At 71.9% G+C, this 19163-nt stretch carries 14 protein-coding genes; 7 read left to right on the top strand and 7 right to left on the bottom strand.

Annotation, left to right across the window (positions count from 1 at the left end):
- Positions 1–59 precede the first annotated feature (59 nt).
- Positions 60–218 (top strand): hypothetical protein, encoded by a 159-nt coding sequence (locus tag IEZ13_RS04590; RefSeq protein ID WP_183216929.1) that lies wholly within the window; start codon positions 60–62, stop codon positions 216–218.
- Here IEZ13_RS04590 and IEZ13_RS04585 read toward each other — a convergent pair.
- The 7 genes from IEZ13_RS04585 to IEZ13_RS04555 form a co-directional block, all read right to left on the bottom strand.
- Entirely contained in the window at positions 215–1324 is a 1110-nt protein-coding gene (locus IEZ13_RS04585; protein ID WP_183216928.1) for an acetate/propionate family kinase, read from the bottom strand. The genes IEZ13_RS04590 and IEZ13_RS04585 overlap by 4 nt on opposite strands.
- Positions 1321–3390: a phosphate acetyltransferase gene (gene pta, locus IEZ13_RS04580; RefSeq protein WP_183216926.1), complete on the bottom strand. Its 2070-nt coding sequence runs from the start codon at positions 3388–3390 to the stop codon at positions 1321–1323. The genes IEZ13_RS04585 and pta overlap by 4 nt, the downstream gene beginning before the upstream one ends.
- 63 nt (positions 3391–3453) lie before the next feature.
- Positions 3454–3633: a DUF6104 family protein gene (locus tag IEZ13_RS04575; RefSeq protein ID WP_183216924.1), complete on the bottom strand. Its 180-nt coding sequence runs from the start codon at positions 3631–3633 to the stop codon at positions 3454–3456.
- 60 nt (positions 3634–3693) lie between these two features.
- Positions 3694–7383, bottom strand: a complete 3690-nt coding sequence (locus IEZ13_RS04570) for a multifunctional oxoglutarate decarboxylase/oxoglutarate dehydrogenase thiamine pyrophosphate-binding subunit/dihydrolipoyllysine-residue succinyltransferase subunit (RefSeq protein ID WP_183216922.1) — start codon at positions 7381–7383, stop codon at positions 3694–3696.
- Between the two features lie 291 nt (positions 7384–7674).
- On the bottom strand, positions 7675–8481 hold the full coding sequence (locus tag IEZ13_RS04565; protein ID WP_183216920.1) for an ABC transporter permease: 807 nt from the start codon (positions 8479–8481) through the stop codon (positions 7675–7677).
- The gene (locus IEZ13_RS04560) at positions 8478–9398 is read right to left on the bottom strand and encodes an ABC transporter ATP-binding protein (protein WP_183216918.1); all 921 of its coding nucleotides are present in this window, start codon (positions 9396–9398) and stop codon (positions 8478–8480) included. The genes IEZ13_RS04565 and IEZ13_RS04560 overlap by 4 nt, the downstream gene beginning before the upstream one ends.
- Before the next feature lie 41 nt (positions 9399–9439).
- Positions 9440–10105 (bottom strand): hypothetical protein, encoded by a 666-nt coding sequence (locus IEZ13_RS04555; RefSeq protein ID WP_183216916.1) that lies wholly within the window; start codon positions 10103–10105, stop codon positions 9440–9442.
- Between the two features lie 93 nt (positions 10106–10198).
- On the opposite strand from IEZ13_RS04555, the gene IEZ13_RS04550 reads away from it, so the two are divergent.
- The 6 genes from IEZ13_RS04550 to IEZ13_RS04525 all read left to right on the top strand — a co-directional run bounded on the left by IEZ13_RS04550 (position 10199) and on the right by IEZ13_RS04525 (position 19125).
- Positions 10199–10960 (top strand): GNAT family N-acetyltransferase, encoded by a 762-nt coding sequence (locus IEZ13_RS04550; protein ID WP_183216913.1) that lies wholly within the window; start codon positions 10199–10201, stop codon positions 10958–10960.
- Entirely contained in the window at positions 10957–11775 is an 819-nt protein-coding gene (locus IEZ13_RS04545) for a lysophospholipid acyltransferase family protein (protein ID WP_229794433.1), read from the top strand. Before IEZ13_RS04550 ends, IEZ13_RS04545 begins: the two co-directional genes overlap by 4 nt.
- A 74-nt stretch (positions 11776–11849) precedes the next feature.
- Entirely contained in the window at positions 11850–12563 is a 714-nt protein-coding gene (locus tag IEZ13_RS04540; RefSeq protein WP_183216911.1) for a response regulator transcription factor, read from the top strand.
- Positions 12564–12571: 8 nt separating this feature from the next.
- The gene (locus IEZ13_RS04535; protein ID WP_183216909.1) at positions 12572–14155 is read left to right on the top strand and encodes a sensor histidine kinase; all 1584 of its coding nucleotides are present in this window, start codon (positions 12572–12574) and stop codon (positions 14153–14155) included.
- A gap of 39 nt (positions 14156–14194) precedes the next feature.
- Positions 14195–15709 carry a S1C family serine protease gene (locus tag IEZ13_RS04530; RefSeq protein WP_183216907.1) on the top strand — a complete coding sequence of 505 codons (1515 nt, stop codon included), beginning with the start codon at positions 14195–14197 and terminating at the stop codon, positions 15707–15709.
- 233 nt (positions 15710–15942) lie between these two features.
- Positions 15943–19125 carry a cyclic nucleotide-binding protein gene (locus IEZ13_RS04525; RefSeq protein WP_183216905.1) on the top strand — a complete coding sequence of 1061 codons (3183 nt, stop codon included), beginning with the start codon at positions 15943–15945 and terminating at the stop codon, positions 19123–19125.
- Positions 19126–19163 lie beyond the last annotated feature (38 nt).

The raw sequence follows: 19163 nt of genomic DNA, 5'->3' as shown, positions 1-19163 counted from the left end.
TACGCCGAACAGGTGGATGTGTTTCGCCAACCTTGACCTGTGTGGTTAGGGTCGGCCCCATGCCTGACAACCAAGTCGACCCGAGCGGCAACACCGAGGCGTTCCGGGCTTTCTCCCGGACGGGGCCGGACGACGCGGCACCGTCCAAAATGCCCTACCTCGTCGGTGGCGCCGTGGCGGTCCTGCTGATCGCCCTGCTGGCCTGGCTGGTCCTCTAGGCCCCGACCGCCCTACGGGCCTCGGAGGCGATCTCCAGCTCCTCCTCGGTGGGCACCACGCAGACCGTCACGGGGGAGCCGTCGGGAGAGATGATCGAGGCGTTGGCCCGGTTACGGTCCGGGTCGATCGCGATGCCGAGGGCCTCCAGGCCCGCCATGGTCGTCGCCCTGATCTCCCGTGAGTTCTCCCCGACCCCGCCGGTGAAGGTGATGGCGTCCACCCGGCCCAGGACGGCCAGGTAGGAGCCGGTGTACTCGCGGATCCGCCGGCAGTAGATGTCGTAGGCCAGGGTGGCGTCCGCATCGCCGGCCGCCCACCGCTCCTGCACCGTACGCATGTCGTTGTCCCCGGTCAGGCCGAGCAGCCCGGACCGGCGGGTCAGCATCTCCTCGATCTCGTCCAGCGACTGCCCGGCCACCCGGTGCAGATGGAAGATCAGGCTCGGGTCGATGTCGCCCGAGCGGGTGCCCATCACCAGCCCGGGCAGCGGGGTCAGGCCCATCGAGGTGGCCACGCTGCGCCCGCCGCGGACCGCCGTGGCGCTGGCCCCGTTGCCCAGGTGCAGCGTGATCACGTTGGTGTCGGCGACCGGCCGGCCGAGCACCCGGGCGGTCTCCCGGGAGACGTACGCGTGCGACGTCCCGTGGAACCCGTAGCGCCGCAGCCCCCACTTGCGCGACACCTCCCGGTCGATCGCCCAGAGCGCGCCCTCCGGCGGGATCGTGGCGTGGAACGCGGTGTCGAAGACGGCCACCTGCGGGACTCCGGGCAGCAGGTCACGGGCCACCCGCAGCCCGGTCAGCGCGGCCGGGTTGTGCAGCGGGGCGAGCGGGATCAGCTCCTCGATGGCCGCCAGCACCTCGTCGTCGACCACGGTCGAGGCGGTGAACCGCTCGCCGCCGTGCACCACCCGGTGCCCGACCGCGGTCAGCCCGGACAGGTCCAGCTCGTCCATGAGCCGCCGCAGCGCGGCACCGTGGTCGGCCGCGTCGCCGCCGGGCTCGCCGATCCGCTGGATCAGGCCCTTGGCCAGCACGTCCGAACCGTCGAAGAGCCGGTACCGCAGCGACGACGAGCCGCTGTTGAGCACGAGCACCCGAGTCATTTCGCTCCCGCCTGGATCGCCGTGATGGCGACCGTGTTCACGATGTCCTTGACCGTCGCGCCGCGGGACAGGTCGTTGACCGGTCGCCGCAGGCCCTGCATCACCGGGCCGACCGCGACCGCGTTCGCCGATCGCTGGACCGCCTTGTAGGTGTTGTTGCCGGTGTTCAGATCCGGGAAGACGAAGACCGTGGCCTTGCCGGCGACGGCGCTGCCGGGGAGCTTGGCGGCGGCCACCGCCGGGTCGATCGCCGCGTCGTACTGGATCGGGCCCTCGACCGGCAGATCGGGCCGCCGCTGCCGGACCAGCGCGGTCGCCGCCGCCACCTTGTCCACGTCGGCGCCCGCCCCGGAGCTGCCGGTGGAGTAGGAGAGCATGGCGACCCGCGGCTCGATCCCGAACGCGGCGGCGGTCTGGGCCGAGGACAGGGCGATGTCGGCGAGCTGTTCGGCGTCCGGGTCGGGGTTGACCGCGCAGTCGCCGTAGACCAGCACCCGGTCGGCGAGCAGCATGAAGAACACACTGGACGCCACGGTCAGCCCGGGCACCGTCTTGATGATCTCGAAGGCCGGGCGGATCGTCGCGGCCGTGGTGTGGGTGGCGCCGGAGACCATGCCGTCGGCCAGACCGCCGGCCACCATCAGGGTGCCGAAGTAGTTGACGTCGGTGACCACGTCGTAGGCCAGATCCAGGGTGACGCCGCGGTGCTTGCGGATCTCCGCGTACCGGGTGGCGAAATCCTGCCGCCACTCGCTCGTGGCCGGGTCCACCAGCCGCGCGCCGGCGATGTCCACGCCGATCTCCCGGGCCCGCCGGTTGATCTCCTCCGGGTCGCCGAGCAGGGTCAGATCGGCCACCCCACGCCGCAGCAGCGTCTCCGAGGCCCGCAGGATGCGCTCCTCGGTGCCCTCCGGCAGCACCAGGTGACGGCGGTCGGCGCGGGCTTTTTCGATCAGATCGTTCTCGAACATCAGCGGGGTGACCCGGCTCGACCGGGCCACGTCGAGCAGCCGGGACAGCTCGGCGGTGTCCACGTTCTCCTCGAAGATCCCGAGTGCCGCATCGATCTTGCGAGGGGTGCTGAGCTGCGCCGTGATCCGGTCGGCCGCGGCGATCGTGTGGTAGCTGTCGGTCTTGGTGCCCAGCATGGCCAGGCCGGTGTTGAGGCGCTCGATGACGCGGAGCGCGCGCTCGTCGGCCGGTTCGCCCAGGGTCAGCACCAGCCCGGCCAGCGTGACGTTGCCGGCCGCGTGCGCCGCGCTCGCCGCGACCAGCAGGTCCGCCCGGTCGCCCGCGGTGATCAACAGCGCTCCGTCGGTCAGCGCGCCCAGCACGGTCGGCACCTGCCCGGCGCCGACCACGTAGTCCAGCACGTCCCGCTCCAGCGATCCGGCGGAACCGGCGATCACCTCGGCGTCCAGCGCGGCGGCCACCTCGCCGACGGTCGGCGCGGCGATCGCGGGGATCTCCGGAAGGGCCCAGAACGGCACCGGCAGCCCTTCGGGCTCACCACCCATGGCCGCTGACGGGACCCGGTTGGCGATCACCGCCACCACCGTCGTGCCAAGATCGACAAGCGAGTGGTACGCGCCGCGCGCGGCCCCCGCGAGCGAATCCCGGGACCGGCCCTCGCCGCTGACCACCGGCACCACCACGCTGCCGAACTCGTTCGCCAGCCGGGCGTTGAAGGCGAACTCCCGGGGCAGCTCGTCCTGCCCCTCGCCGGGCTTGTCGGCGAAGTCGCTCCCGATGATCACCACGGCGCTCGCGTGCCGCTCGACCTCCCGGTAGCGCTCCACGATCCGGCCGATCAGCTCCTCCCAGCGGCCGTCGGCGACCAGCGCGGACGCCTCGGCGAGGGTGACGCCGTACGCATCCGCGGGGTTCGGTCCCGGATAGCGCTCGTGGAGCACGGCGAGCAAGGGATCGGGGTTGCCACCGGAGATCATCGGGCGGAAGACGGCCACCGAGGCGACCTGCCGGGACAGCGCCTCGACGATGCCGAGCGCCACGGTCCCCTTACCGACGGACGGGCCCAAACCTGCTACGTAGACGCTGCGTGCCACGCCTTCAAACTACCGGCCGGGAATGCCCCTGGCCGGGCCAAAGGTCCCGGATCTACTGATCATCTAGTCCTCGTCGTCCTCGTCGCCGCGGGCCAGCCAGGTGGCGAGACGCTCGATCGGGGTCTCGAACTCCGGGTTCATGTCGACGAAGGTGCGCAGCTGCTCGCCGAGCCACTCCAGTGTCACGGTCTCCTCGCCGCGCCGCTGGACCAGTTCCTCGATGCCACGATCGGTGAAGTACATGATGCGGATATTAGGAGGGGCCGCCCCGGTTTCCGGAGCGGCCCCTACCTTTTCAGCGTGTCACGGACGCGGCAGCGCGGCCTCGACCAGCGCGGCCTGCTCGGCGTCGTGCATCTTCGCCGAGCCGACCGCCGGGGCGGCCGCGGCCGGGCGGGAGATCCGCCGCAGGCGGACACCCTCCAGGTGCTCCAGCAGGTTGAGCGCGACGAACGACCAGGCGCCCTGGTTGGCCGGCTCCTCCTGCACCCAGGCGAAGTCCTCGGCGTTCGGGTACTGCGCCAGGACGGCCTTGAGCTCCTCGACCGGGAGCGGGTAGATCTGCTCCATCCGGATGATCGCGGTGTCGGTGATGCCCCGGTCACCACGCGCCTGGAGCAGGTCGTAGTAGACCTTGCCGGAGCAGAGCAGCACCCGCTTCACCGAGGCGGCGTCGAGCTGCTGGCCGTTGTTGCCGGCGTCGCCGAGGACCGGCTGGAAGGCGCCCTGGGTGAACTCGTTGACCCCGGAGACCGCCAGCTTGTGCCGCAGCAGCGACTTCGGCGAGAAGACCACGAGCGGCTTGCGCTTGGTGGACAGGGCCTGGCGGCGCAGCAGGTGGAAGTAGTTCGCCGGGGTGGTCGGGTTCGCCACCCGCATGTTGTCCTGCGCGCAGAGCTGGAGGAAGCGCTCCGGGCGGCCGGACGAGTGGTCCGGGCCCTGGCCCTCCATGCCGTGCGGGAGCAGCAGCACCAGCGACGACTGCTGGCCCCACTTCACCTCGCCGGAGGAGAGGAACTCGTCCACGATCGACTGGGCGCCGTTGACGAAGTCACCGAACTGGGCCTCCCAGAGGACCAGCGCGTCCGGGTTCTCCACCGAGTAGCCGTACTCGAAGCCCATCGCCGCGTACTCGCTGAGCAGGGAGTCGTGCACGAAGAACCGGGCGTTCCCGGTGATCAGCGACGACAGCGGCAGGAAGTCCTTGCCGGTCTTCGAGTCGACGATGGCCGCGTGCCGCGAGGTGAAGGTGCCCCGGCGCGAGTCCTGGCCGGCCAGCCGGATGGTGACGCCCTGGGCGAGCAGCGAGCCGAAGGCGATCAGCTCACCGAAGCCCCAGTCGATGCCGCCGTCGGTGGACATCTTGGCCCGCCGGTCGAGCAGCTGCTGGACCCGCTTGTGCGGGGTGAAGCCCTCGGGCAGCTCGACGTGCGCCTGGCCGACGGCCCGCACCACGCTCGCGTCGACGGCGCTCGCCACCTCGGGCTCCGGCTCCTCGGCGATGATCCGCGACCGCTGCGGGCTGCCCGCCGCGTCCCGGGTGGCCTTGAAGACCTCCTCGAGCCGGCCCTGGTAGTCGCGCAGCTGCTCCTCGGCCTCCTGCACGGTGATGTCGCCGCGGCCGATCAGCTCCTCGGTGTAGAGCTTCCGCACGCTGCGCTTGGTGTCGATGATCTGGTACATGCGCGGGTTGGTCATCGACGGGTCGTCGCCCTCGTTGTGACCGCGGCGCCGGTAGCAGATCATGTCGATCACGACGTCCTTGTTGAACGCCTGCCGGTACTCGAAGGCCAGCTTCGCGACCCGGACCACGGCCTCGGGGTCGTCCCCGTTCACGTGGAAGATCGGGGCCTGGATCATCCGGGCGACGTCGGTCGAATACATCGACGAGCGGCTGTACTCCGGGGCGGTGGTGAAGCCGACCTGGTTGTTCACGATCACGTGCACCGTGCCGCCGGTCCGGTAACCGCGCAGCTGCGACAGGTTGAGCGTCTCGGCGACCACGCCCTGGCCGGCGAACGCGGCGTCGCCGTGCACCAGCAGCGGCAGCACCGTGTAACCGTGCAGGCCCAGGTCGAGGCGGTCCTGCTTGGCGCGGACGATGCCCTCCAGGACCGGGTCGACGGCCTCCAGGTGGGACGGGTTCGCGACGACGCTGACGGTGGTCGAGTACTGCCCGTCGGGCGTGGTGTACTTCCCGGTCTGGCCGAGGTGGTACTTGACGTCACCGGAGCCGTGCGCCGACTTCGGGTCCATCTGACCCTCGAACTCGTTGAAGATCTTCTCGTACGGCTTGCCGACGATGTTGGTGAGCACGTTCAGCCGGCCGCGGTGGGCCATGCCGATCACCATCTCGTCCAGCCCCGCCTCGGCGGACGACTGGAGCACGGCGTCGAGCAGCGGGATCAGCGACTCGCCGCCCTCCAGCGAGAACCGCTTCTGGCCCACGTACTTCGTCTGGAGGAAGGTCTCGAACGCCTCGCCGGCGTTGAGCCGGTGCAGGATGTGCTTCTGCTCGTCGGTGTCCGGCTTCGTGTACTTGACCTCGATGCGCTCCTGGACCCAGCGGCGCTCCTCCGGGTCCTGGATGTGCATGTACTCGATGCCGACCCGGCGGCAGTAGGTGTCGCGCAGGACGCCGAGGACGTCGCGCAGCTTCATCCGCTGCTTGCCGGCGAAGCCGCCGACCGGGAAGGTGCGGTCCAGGTCCCACAGGGTCAGGCCGTGCTGGAGCACGTCCAGGTCGGGGTGCTTGCGGATGGTGAACTCGAGCGGGTCGGTGTCGGCCATCAGGTGACCGCGCACCCGGTACGCGTGGATCAGCTCGACCACCCGGGCGGCCTTGTCGATCTGGCCCTCGGAGGTCCGGGCGACGTCACGCACCCAGCGGACCGGCTCGTACGGGATCCGCAGTGAGGTGAAGATCTCGTCGTAGAAGCCGTGCTGGCCGAGCAGCAGCTCGTGCATCACCTTGAGGAACTCGCCGGACTGGGCGCCCTGGATGACCCGGTGGTCGTAGGTGCTGGTCAGCGTGGTGACCTTGCTCACCCCGTGGTCGGACAGGGTCTCGTCGCTCATCCCGGAGTAGGGGGCCGGGTACTCCATGGCGCCGACGCCGATGATGGCGCTCTGCCCGTTCATCAGCCGGGGGATGGAGTGGACCGTGCCGATGCCGCCGGGGTTGGTCAGCGAGATCGTGGTGCCGGCGTAGTCGTCCATGGTCAGCTCGTTGCGGCGGGCGCGCCGGACGATGTCCTCGTACGCCTGCCAGAACCCGCGGAAGTCGAGCGTCTCGCAGTTCTTGACCGAGGGCACCACCAGCGTGCGGGACCCGTCCTTCTTGACCAGGTCGATCGCGATGCCGAGGTTGACGTGCTCCGGCTGGACCAGGGTGGGCTTGCCGTCGATCTCGGCGTAGGTGTTGTTCATCTCCGGGTGGGCGATGACCGCCCGCACCAGGGCCCAGCCGATCAGGTGGGTGAAGCTGACCTTGCCACCGCGGCCGCGGGACAGGTGGTTGTTGATGACGATGCGGTTGTCGACCATCAGCTTCGCCGGGACCGCGCGCACCGAGGTGGCGGTGGGGACCTGCAGCGAGGCCTCCATGTTCTGCACGATCTTGCCGGCCACACCGCGCAGGGTGGTGGTCCGGGCGCCGGCCGGGGCGGCCTCGGCCGGCTTCGGCGCGGGCTTGGCGGCCGGCTTCGGGGCGGCCTGCGGGGTCACCGGCTTCGGCTCGGCGACCGTGGTGGCGGCCGGCGCGTCGGTGCCCGCCTTGGCGGCGGTGGCCGTGGCGTTCGCCGCGGTGGCCTGGTCCGGGGTCGCGATCGGTCCCTGGGAGGTCGCCGGCTTGTAGTCGGCGAAGAAATCGTGCCAGGCGGGGTCGACACTGGTCGGGTCGGCCAGGTAGCGCTGGTACATCTCATCGACGATCCACTCGTTGGGACCGAAATCCGCGAGTGGATTGTCCTGCGAAGTCTGCTGCGTCGACACTGCCGCGTTCGCCTCTTTCACCGTTTTGTCATCACGTGACTGCTCCGTCACGCGGGACGGGTAGGATTCGGTGTCCAGGCTACGCCGTGGATGGGCGCTGTCGGTGCGGACGTCCACCCTGTGACCTACGGCTCCGGCACCCGCCGCACCGTCGCGACGGGGCGACACTACACCCTCCGTTTTCTCGCCGACCGGCGCACCGGAGACCTCCCAGGACCACGTTTTCGCTGGTCGTGCCAACGAAAAACGCACGACCGGACAGGCCGGCCGTGCGTCGTTCGCAAACTCTGGTTACGAGATGTCCCGTCGCTTGGTGACCAGTGTGCCGATCACCGACATGATGGCCGCATAACCGATCAGGATCACACCGCCGACCCAGCGGGGCGGGTCGTCCGGCAGCGACGGCCCGGAGATCAGCAGGTCCGAGGCGAACGTCGGGACCAGCACCCGGAGAGCCATGAACCCCTCCCAGACGTACTCGTCGAGCACGAAGAAGACGATGCTGAGCAACTGGGTGCCGATGACGTAGACGACGGACAGCGTGATCGTCGCGCCGATCTGGCTGCGGATCAGCACGCCGGCGCCGACGCCGAGCAGCGACCAGAGCACGAAGGCCAGCCCGTTGAGCCCGATCGCCTGCCAGACGAAGGACTCGCCGAGGTACGTCGGCTGGTCCATGGTGCCCAGCACGATCGGGCTGAGGGCCAGGTTGAGCACGGTGGTGAAGAGCCAGACCGCCACCGCGATGATCACCGCGACGACCATCTTGGCGACGATCACCCGCTCCCGCCGGGGCGTGGTGAGGAACGTCGACGTGGCGGTCAGGTGGAAGAACTCGCTGGTCACCAGGATCGCGCTGAGCAGCAGCACGAGCAGCACGCCGGCGAACTGGCCGCTGGTGTAGAGGCCGGAGACGAGCCGTTCCACGTCGCCGAGCCCGGCCGCCTCGATGTCGGCCTCGCTCAGGCTCAGCGCCGCGTTCATGCTCAGCCAGTTGAAGCCCAGCGCGAGACCCCAGAGCGGCACCAGGATGATCGCGAAGATCCACCAGAGCGCGGTGGTCCGCAGCTTCAGCAACTCGGCACTGATGAGGTTCATCGGGCCCCCGCCTTTCCGGCCGTCAGCTCCAGGAAGACCCGCTCCAGGTCGGCGGCCTCCCCGATCAGCTCGTGCAGCTCGACTCCGGCGGTGAAGGCGACGTTGCCGACCTTCGCCGGCTCCGCGCCGAGCACCTGCAGCGAGCCGTCCGCCTGGGCGGACACCTCCAGTTGGGCGTCGCGCAGCGCGGCGGACAACTGCTCCGGCTGCGGGGTGCGGACCCGCACCTTCGCCACCCCGGCGGTCTCGCCGAGCACGTCGCTGACCGGGCCCTGCCGGATCAGCCGGCCGGCCGCGATGATCACCACGTCGTCGGCGAGCTGCTGCATCTCACCGAGCAGGTGGCTGGAGACGAGGACCGCGCGGCCCTCGGCGGCGAACGCCTTGAGCAGGTCGCGCATCCAGCGGATGCCCTCCGGGTCGAGGCCGTTGGTCGGCTCGTCCAGGATCAGCACCCGCGGGTCGCCGAGCATCGCCGCGGCGATGCCCAGCCGCTGCTTCATGCCCAGCGAGTAGCCCTTGAACTTGCGGCCGCCCACGGTGTGCAGGCCGACCATCTCGAGGACCTCGTCGGCCCGGCGGTCCGGCAGCCCGGAAGCACGGCAGATGACCCGCAGATGGTTGCGGGCGGTGCGGCCACGGTGCGCGCTGGAGGCCTCCAGGATCGCGCCCACGTGGCGGATCGGATCGGGCAGGTCCGCGTACCGGACGCCGCCGATCGTCGCGGTCCCGGAGGTCGGCGTGACCAGACCCAGGATCATCCGCAACGCGGTGGTCTTGCCCGCCCCGTTCGGGCCCAGGAAGCCCGTGACACGGCCGGCGTGCACCGTGAAGGAGAGATCGTCGACGGCCCGCACCTTCGAGTACTGCTTGGTGAGATGCTCGACGCTGATCTCCGCATGGTTGGGCCGGCTCATGATCGCGGCTCCTTCCCCGTCAGCTGGAAGCGATCAAGGTACTAGACCAGGGCGAGCCATGTGGCCCTCGCGTACGCCAGACGCTCCCCGTCCGGACCGTACAGGGCCGAGTCCACCGTCGCCTTGCGGCCGTCCACGCCCGACAGCGCGCCGACCACCACACACTCCGTCCCCGGGCCGGGCAGCGCGCCGACGGCCGCGGTGATCCGGCCCAGCACGTACGGCCGGCCGCCGGAGCCGATCGCCGTCCACCCGCCGGGGCAGTCCAGCGCGGCCCAGACGGTCTCCGGGGTGACCTCGCCGGGGACCGTCCACGGGGCGGCCGTACGGTCGCCGGGCAGCGGCCCCGGGAAGATCCGCAGCCCGTCGCCGGGCGCCCGGTCCGGCCCGCAGACGTAGCAGCCCGGGAACGGGTGGGCGGTGAAGCCGGGATAGCCGCGGGACGCCGTCACCGCCTCGGCGAACGGCACGCCGGGGACCCCGGGACCGGCGTCGGCGGCCTCGGCCACCTCGGCGACCAGGGTCCGGTCCGCCCAGACCGACCCGTCCCGCAGCTCCAGCGGGGTCTCCAGGGGCGGCGGCACCCGCAGGGTCACCTGATGGGGCGGTCCACCGGGCCGGGCGCCGGCGGCGGCCGCGAAGGCGCCCGCGCACCAGCCGCCGTTGCCGGAGCCGGGCGGGCCGTTGAAACGAGCCGGAACGATCATCCCCAGACCTTCGCACACGTCGTTCATCCAGCGGTCACACATCGCCACCGAACCGGACACGCCATCGGCAGACGTCGGGCTTACACAGATCACATGGCAGTTCTGATGACCGCCGCCGCACCCACCGGGACCAGCGGCTACACCCTGCTCCTCGCCGACGACCCGGGTCTGGTCGAGGCCGCGCAGCGCCTGCGCCACGAGGTCTTCGCCGGCGAGCTCGGCGCCCGTCTCCCGGGCACCGCGGACGGCGTCGACGCCGACGAGTTCGACGCCTACTGCGACCACCTGATCGTCCGGGACGACGCGACCGGCGAGGTGGTCGGCACCTACCGGATGCTGCCGCCGCGCGCCGCCGAGCTGGCCGGCCGCCGGTACGCCGACGCCGAGTTCGACCTGAGCGCCCTGCGCCCGCTGCGCGACCATCTCGTGGAGATCGGCCGCTCCTGCGTGCACCCCGATCACCGCTCCGGCGCGGTGGTCAACCTGATGTGGGCCGGCATCGCCCGCTACCTGCACCTGAACAACCTGCGCTGGCTGGGCGGCTGTGCCTCGGTGCCGCTCGGCGACGGTGGCGCGACGGCCGCCGGGGTGCGTGAGCGGATCAACGGCCGGCACCTGTCGCCGCCCGCGCTGCGGGTCCGGCCGCGCCGCCCGTGGACCGTTCCGGACGGCGTGGTGGCCGACCCGAAGGTGGCGGTGCCGCCGCTGCTCCGCGGCTACCTGCGGCTGGGCAGCTGGGTGTGCGGCGAGCCGGCCTACGACGCCGACTTCGACTGCGCCGACTTCTACGTGCTCTTCTCGCTGGACCGGCTGGACCCGCGGTACCGCCGGCACTTCCTCGGAGCATCCCGATGAGCGAGCTTGCGAGCGGAATCATCGGGCGCGGCGGAGACGGGGCGATGAGCGCGACGCTGTGGCAGCCCGCGTCCGGCTGCGACGACCGCTGCCGGGACGGTGGCTTCCGGCGGGCCGGCGCGGTCGCCGCCGCCGCGCGGGTGACCGTGCTCTGGGCCGTACTCCTGCTGGGTCTGCTGCCCGCGGGTCTGCTGGGTGGCGCCGCGCTGCGGGTCCTGTGCCGCGCCATCCTCGCGGCCCTGGGGGTCCGGACGGTCTGGCGCGGTCCCCGGCCGCGCCCCGGCAGCCTGCTGGTCGCCAACCACGTCTCCTGGCTGGACGTGGTGGCGCTGGGCGCGCTGCTGCCCGCGGCGCCGGTGGCGAAGCACGACGTGGCGGCCTGGCCGGGCATCGGCGGCACCGCGCGGCGGGCCGGCGCGATCTTCATCGACCGGACCCGGCCGAGGGCGCTGCCGGGCACGGTGGCCGAGGTGGCAGCCGCGCTGCGGGCCGGGCGATCGGTCGCCCTCTTTCCGGAGGGTACGACGTTCTGCGGCCCCGACCAGGGCAGGTTCCGTCCCGCGCTGTTCCAGGCGGCGATCGACGCGGGCGCCCCGGTCGTGCCGGTCTCGATCGGCTACGACTCGACCGAGGCGTCCTTCGTCGCGGCGGACACCCTGTGGGAGTCGGTGCGCCGGGTGGCCCGGGTGCGCCGCCTGACGGTGACCCTGGTGGCCGCCCCCGCGATGCGCCCGGCACCGGGCGCGGACCGGCGGGCGCTGGCCCGGGCGGCCCAGGCCAGCCTGGGTGGGGCGGGCTACCGCCTGGCCGCCTGACCGGGTCCGGCGCTCACAGATAATTTTCAGCGAGTGTGCAGGCAAGCCGCAGCGGTCGGGTAAAGAATGACCCCATGGCCATCCAGACCCAGCCCAAGCAGAGCGAGGCGAAACTCCTCGTCGTCGAGGACGACGCCAACATCCTGGAGTTGCTCTCCGCGAGCCTGCGTTTCGCCGGGTTCGAGGTGACCACCGCGACCAGCGGCAGCGCCGCGGTGAGCGCGGCCCGCAGCTCGACGCCGGACCTGGTCGTCCTCGACGTGATGCTGCCCGATCTGGATGGCTTCGAGGTGATCCGGCTGATGCGTGAGGGCGGCCAGCGGACCCCCGTGGTGTTCCTGACCGCCCGGGACGGCACCGACGACAAGATCCGTGGGCTGACCCTGGGCGGCGACGACTACGTCACCAAGCCGTTCAGTCTGGAGGAGCTCACCGCTCGGATCCGGGCGGTGCTGCGCCGCACCAACGCCACCGACGAGCAGCCGTCCCGCCTGGTCTTCGCCGACCTGGAACTGGACGAGGAGACGCACGAGGTCTACCGGGCCGGCGCCCGGGTGCAGCTCTCGCCGACCGAGTTCAAGCTGCTGCGCTACCTGATGCTCAACGCCAACCGGGTGCTCTCCAAGGCGCAGATCCTGGACCACGTGTGGAAGTACGACTTCCGCGGTGACGACAACATCGTCGAGTCGTACATCTCGTACCTTCGCCGCAAGGTGGACAACGTTCAGCCGCGCCTGATCCACACCCTGCGCGGCGTGGGCTACGTGCTGCGCAAGCCAGCCGTCTAGGCCACGGGATGAGTTTGACCGAGCGGGTCCGCGAGCGGATCCCGCGCCACCCCACCCTGCGCCGGATCTCGCTGCGGACCAAGCTGGTCGCCTCGGTGCTGGTCCTGGTCTTCGCCGCGCTCACCCTGATCAGCGCCGCCAGCACGTACGCGCTGAACACCTACATGGTCGGCCGGCTCGACAAGCAGCTCGACATGATGGCCGACAGCGCCGCCGTGGACATGGCGAACCTGCACTACCGCGCCGTCTTCGCGCCACCCGACTACATCGTCGCCTTCACCTCCGTGAGCGGGGAGGCCGCGGTCGGCACGTTCGGCTTCGGCGTCGCCGCCGACGACACTCCCCGGCTGCTCAGCGGCGTCGACGTGATCGCCGCCCACGACGGCAAGGCGTACACCGTCAAGGGCCGCAACGGGAAGTACATGTGGCGGATGCTGGTGCGCCGCCTGCCCGACGACAGCGTCCTGCACATCGGCCAGCGGATGGCCGGCATCGACGACGTGATCGCCCGGCTGATCTGGGTGGATGTGCTGGTCGGCGTGGGGGTGCTGGTCACCCTCGCCACGGTCGGCGCCGCCCTGGTCCGGCAGAGCCTGATCCCGCTGATCCAGGTGGAGCGCACGGCGGCGGCCATCGCGGCCGGCGACCTCACCCGCCGGGTGCCCGACCCGGAGGAGTCCGGCGGCCATCCCACCACCGAGCTGGGCCGGCTCTCCGGTGCCCTGAACACGATGCTCGCCCAGATCGAGGCGGCCTTCCTGGCCCGGGCGCAGTCCGAGCAGGCGGCCATGGAGGCGGCCGAGGCGGCGCAGCGCTCCGAGTCCCGGGCCCTCGCGTCGGAGTCCCGGGCGTTGCAGTCCGAGGAGAAGATGCGGCGGTTCGTCGCGGACGCCTCGCACGAGCTGCGCACCCCGCTGACCACTATCCGCGGTTTCGCCGAGCTGTACCGGCAGGGCGCCGTCTCCGACCCGGAGCAGGTCGCCCGTCTGGTCCGGCGGATCGAGGACGAGGCCGCCCGGATGGGCCTGCTCGTCGAGGACCTGCTGCTGCTCGCCCGGCTGGACCGGGAGCGGCCGCTCACCCTGGCGCCGGTGGAGCTGCCGGTGCTGGCCGTCGACGCGGTGCAGGCCGCGCAGGCGACGGCCCCGGACAAGGAGATCGGCCTGGAGGTGCGGGACTCGCCGGAGCGCCTGGTGGCGTACGGCGACGACGCCCGGTTGCGCCAGGTGATCGGCAACCTGATGACGAACGCGCTGGTCCACACCCCGCCCGGCGCCTCGGTGACCCTCCGGCTGTATGCCGGGGAGGAGGGCCGGGCCGTGGTCGAGGTGGCCGACACCGGGCCCGGCATGAGCGAGGAACAGCGCGCCCGGGTCTTCGAGCGGTTCTACCGGGTGGACGAGGCGCGGACCCGCAACACCGAGCGCGCGGCCACCGGAACGGGCCTGGGGCTGGCCATCGTGGCCGCCATCGTGCGAGCCCACGAGGGATCCGTCGAGGTGCTGTCGGAGCCCGGTGCCGGAGCGACGTTCCGCGTGTCATTGCCGACCATAAATGCGGATAAAGGGTTCACAGAAAACGTCCAGGACTAACACAGTTCGGTACGAGTACGACGGGGCAGAGTTATTCACATGAACGAGAACGAGACCAACCCGCAGACCGCGGACGCCGCCGCTGACCACAGCAGCACGGAGCGGGTGGCGTCTGAGCAGCCGACTCTTGCGCAGCCGCCGGTTGCTCCGCAGTCCGGTGCTCCCCAGTCCGCGGCACCCCAGCAGCACAGCGCCTGGGCACAGTCGCCCTGGCAACAGCAGCAGCCCGTCTCCGGGCAGCCCGCTTCCGCGCAGCCGGTGTCCACCCAGCCGGTCTCCGCGCAGCCGGGCCAGGTTCCCTACGGCCACCCGCACTACGGCTACCAGTCCCCGCAGGCCGGCTACCCGGACTATGCGCAGCAGCAGTCGGCGTACCAGGCCTGGCACGCCGCCGCGACGGCCCAGGCGGCCGGCGGCGCAGGCTCCGTCCCGCCGGGCTGGGGCGCGTCGCAGGCCGCCGGTGTCCCGGGCCGGCCGGGCTCGGGCCGCAAGGTCCTCCTGGCCGGAGCGGCCGCGCTGCTGATCGCGCTCACCGCGGGCGGCGTCGGCGCCGCCACCGCGCTGGCCCTCGACGGCGGCAACGCGGTCAACACCGTGCAGAGCGGCAACTCGTCGGTCACCCGGGTGGTGGACCGGTCGTCGCTGGCCCAGATCGCCGCCGCCGTCCAGGACAGCGTCGTGTCGATCACCACCGGCTCGGGCGAGGGCTCCGGCGTGGTGCTGACCGCCGACGGCTACATCGTGACCAACAACCACGTGGTCTCGACCGCCCAGGGCTCGAACGTGACGGTCATCTTCGCCGACGGCACCAAGACGCAGGCCACCGTCGTCGGCACCGACGAGCGCACCGACCTCGCGGTGATCAAGGCGACCGGCGTCTCCGACCTGAAGGCCGCCACCTTCGGCGACAGCGGGCAGATTCAGGTCGGCGACACCGTGCTGGCTCTGGGCAGCCCGCTCGGCCTGGAGGGCTCGGTCACCGCCGGCATCATCAGCGCCAAGGACCGCACCATCCAGTCCGGCGGCGAGGAGCAGCAGAGCCCGTTCGGCAGCCAGCAACAGCAGCAGCAGTCCGGGACCACCACGATGACCGGCCTGTTGCAGACCGACGCCCCGATCAACCCGGGCAACTCGGGCGGCGCGCTGGTCAACACGAACGGCGAGGTGATCGGCATCAACTCGGCGATCGCCACCTCCGGCTCCAGCACCGGCAACATCGGCCTCGGCTTCGCCATCCCGAGCAACAAGGCCAAGCAGGTCGCCGAGTCGCTCATGCAGGGCAAGAAGGTCAGCCACCCGGCGCTCGGCGTCAGCGTCACCGACGCGGAGAACGGCGGGGCCCTGATCAGCAACGTCACCAGCGGCAGCGCGGCGGACAAGGCCGGCCTCCAGACCGGCGACGTGGTGACCGAGGCGGACGGCAAGGCCATCGACGACTCCGACGACCTGGTCGCGGTGGTCCAGGCGGGCACCGTCGGGCAGAAGATGACGCTGAACTTCACCCGCAACGGCAGCAAGCAGACGGTCACCGTCACTCTGCAGGAGACGCAGTAACCATTGGCTCTTCCCGCCACGGCGGGTGACGTACCCGGGGGTGGGTGCGTCACCCGCCGTGATTGTGTCTATGCCGGGATTCGGGACCTTAGCGACCAACAGGACGGTTTCCCCGCGTGGGGCTCGCGTTTGTGCAGGCGACCGCCTAATCTCCATTCGCCATCGGCGACGCCTTCGCCAGTCGCCGGCGAGCAACCCCCCACCACGACCGGCGGAGTGAAGGGCCTCCTGAGTTGACGTACGTCGAGACCCGGACCAACGTCTGGGAAGCCCTGGCCGGCCGGGCTCCGGGAGTGCCCTCCGGCCCCGCCGACACCGGCCTCTGGCACACCGTCGCGGACCGGCTCAACCCGGCCAGCGCCCGCCCGATCCTGCGCTCCGGCATCGAGGTCCGGCATCGTACGGCGGTACGCGGCGGACGGTACGTGATGCTGCGCTCGCCCGAGGACGGCGGCCGCAGCTCGTACCTTCGGCTGACCCCGGAGGAGTACCAGCTCGCCCTGATGATGGACGGCGACAGCACGGTGGCCCGGCTGGTCGCCGAGTTCGCCCGGATCGCCGGCCGCCTCGCGCCCGACCAGGTCCGCCGGGTCGTCGCCGACCTGGCCGCCAACCGGATGCTCGAAGAGCTGCCGATGGACGCCTTCCGCTCGCTGCGCGACCTGCGCCGGGACCCGCTGCCCCGGCGGATGGGCGACTCGCTGGCCGCCGCCGCGCGTGGCCGTGTCGTCCTGTCCTTCCCGGTCGACGGCCTGGTCACCACCCTCTACAACACCGTCGGCCGGCTGCTCTTCACCCGGGTCGCGGTGTGGATCGGCGCGGTGGTGGCGGCCCTCGGCTTGCTGCTGTTCGCGGGCACCTGGCAGCGGGGCAGCCGGTCCCTCTTCCTGGTGGGTGACTCGTACCTGCTCGGCGCGCTCGCCCTGGTGTCACTGAACGTGCTGGTCCTGGCGGTGCACGAGCTGGGGCACGCGCTCGCCGCGAAACGGGTCGGCCGGGATGTCCCGGTCGCCGGCCTGATGCTCTACTTCGGAGTCCCCTCGGTCTTCGTCGACGCCAGCGACGTCTGGATGGCCGGCCGCCGCGCCCGGATCGCGGTCACCGCGGCCGGCCCGGCCACCGCCCTGGGCCTGGCCGGGCTGTTCCAGCTGACCGGTCTCGCCATCCCGGCCGTCGCCGGGGTGACCTTCAAACTGGCGTTCCTGTTCTACCTGCACACGTTCTTCAACCTCAGCCCGCTGCTGCCGCTGGACGGCAAGTACCTGCTGATGGACTGGCTGGAGATCCCGGACGTCCGGGCCCGCGCGCTGTCCTGGATGGGCGGCCGCCTGCGCCGCCGCGGACCGGGCTGGAAGGCCCTGGACCGGGAGGGCCGGCTCGTCGCCCTCTACGGCTTCCTGTCGCTGCTGTGGCTGGTCAGCGCCATCGGGCTGGGCTATCGACTGTGGACCGACCGGATCGAGGGCCTGATCGTCGGCCTCTGGTACGCGGGCGTCGCCGGCGCGCTGCTGCTCCTGGTGATCGTCCTAGGGGTCGTCGCGCCGCCGCTCTACTTCCTGCTGGGCCGCCTGGTCCGGGCCGTCCGCCGGGCGCGCCAGCAGATCGCCGAGCGCGACCGGGAGGCCGACCTGCCCCGCCGGGTGGCCACCCTGCGCGCCTCCGAACTGGGTGGCCTGCCCGAGCCGTCGTTGAACGCGCTCGCCGCCCGGGCCCGGTGGTACCGTCCGGCGACCGGCCGTCAACTGGTGCTCGCCGGGGAGACCCAGGGCGCCGTCTACGTGGTGGCCGAGGGCGCGCTGCACGGCCGCCGTCCCGGTGACCCGGGCGGCACCATCCGGCACCACGTCGGCCCGGGTGGCGTGGTCGGCCTGGCCACCGCGCTCACCGGCCGCAGCGCTCAGCTCGACTGGCACACCGCCGGCGTGACCCTGCTGACCCTGCCCACCTCCACGGTGGCCACCGTGGTCGGCCCGATGCCCGGCCCGCCGCCGCAGGAGCGCGCCGAGGCCGAGGCCCTGTTCGCCGACACCCCGGCGCTCGCCGCGCTGGAGGAGGACCAGCGGCTGGCCCTGATCGCCGCCGCGCACCCGGCCGACCTGGACCCGGGCGCACCGGTGATCCTGCCCGGCCCGACCCACGCGGTGGTCGTCGAGTCCGGCGTGATCGCCATGCCGGACGGCGTCGAACTGCGCCGCGGCACCCTGGTCGGCCCGGTCGGCGACGGCAGCCCCGGCATGGTGGCCCAGGCCCGGACCCCGGTCCGGCTGTGGGTCATCCCGGACGCCTCCGACCTGCCCCCGCTGATCGGCTCGTACGGCCCCGGCGTCCCGATGCCGGCGCTGCGGCCCAGCACCCCGGCGGTGGCCCGGCCCGGCGCCGCGCACCCGCCCCTCGCCGTGCCGCCCGGCCCGCCGGACGCCGACGAGCAGTACGACGTGGACCGTCACTTCGAACGCCGGATGTGGGGCTTCGTGAGCCTGCTGGTGGTGTTCGCCCTCGGCAGCCTGCTGGTGAACGTGAGCTCCGGACCGGCCTGGGCGGAGATGCCCGCCGAGCGGGTGCTGCTGTCCGTGCAGCGCGGCTCCGCCACGGCGGTGGCCGACCGGGAGTCGATCGCGCTCGGTCCGGACGACCGCCGCTACCTCGCGGCCGGCGCCGAGATCGAGGTGCCGGGCCGGGGCGTGGCCCTGCTGACCTTCCCGGGCGGCGCCGCGGTGGTGCTGTGCGGCGGCTCGCGGACCGAGGTCACCGCGGTGGGCGTGGACAACGGGCGGCGGTCCACCCCGTCCGGGCGGCTCACCCTGGAGAACGGGCGGCTGCTGGCCGACACGAGCAGCCCGAGCGGGGCGTACCAGCCGCTGGATCTGACCGTGCTGCGCACCCAGGGTGACGTGACCAGCGACGGCCGGGCGTGGTATTCAGTGGACACCGCCGGTGTCGCGGTCTCGGAGGGCGCCGTGAGCGTCGGCGGTTCCCGTAACGAGGCCGACAACCAGCCGCTGAACTGCGGCGACGGCGTGCCGGTCACCCCGCCGACCGAGGCCGAGCCGACCCCGGACCCGACCGAGGAGTCGTCCCCGGCCGAGGCGCCCGCCATCCCGGCGCCCTCGACCGACCCGACTACCGTTCCGGGCACCGAGAACGAGCCGGTGGACGGCTCGGACGACGGCGACCCGGCGACGACGACGAACCCGACGACGACCCGGACGACGACCCGGCCCACCACCGGCAACCCGACGATCACGGTGCCGACCAACCGGCCCACCACGACGAAGCCGACGACCACGAAGCCGAACACGCCGAAGCCGACGACCACGGCGCCGGATCCGGATCCGACCACCACGCAGCCGGACCCGGACCCGACCACCACCCAACCGGATCCCGAGCCGACGACCACGGCGCCGTCCAGCAGCTGACCATGGGCGGCCGCCCGACGTGAGAAGGAGTGGCCGCC

This window comes from Actinoplanes campanulatus (genome assembly GCF_014647795.1).
Taxonomy (GTDB): Bacteria; Actinomycetota; Actinomycetes; order Mycobacteriales; family Micromonosporaceae; genus Actinoplanes; species Actinoplanes campanulatus.
The sequence above is the reverse complement of the archived record's forward strand: the minus strand, read 5'-3'. Positions and strand labels throughout refer to the sequence as shown.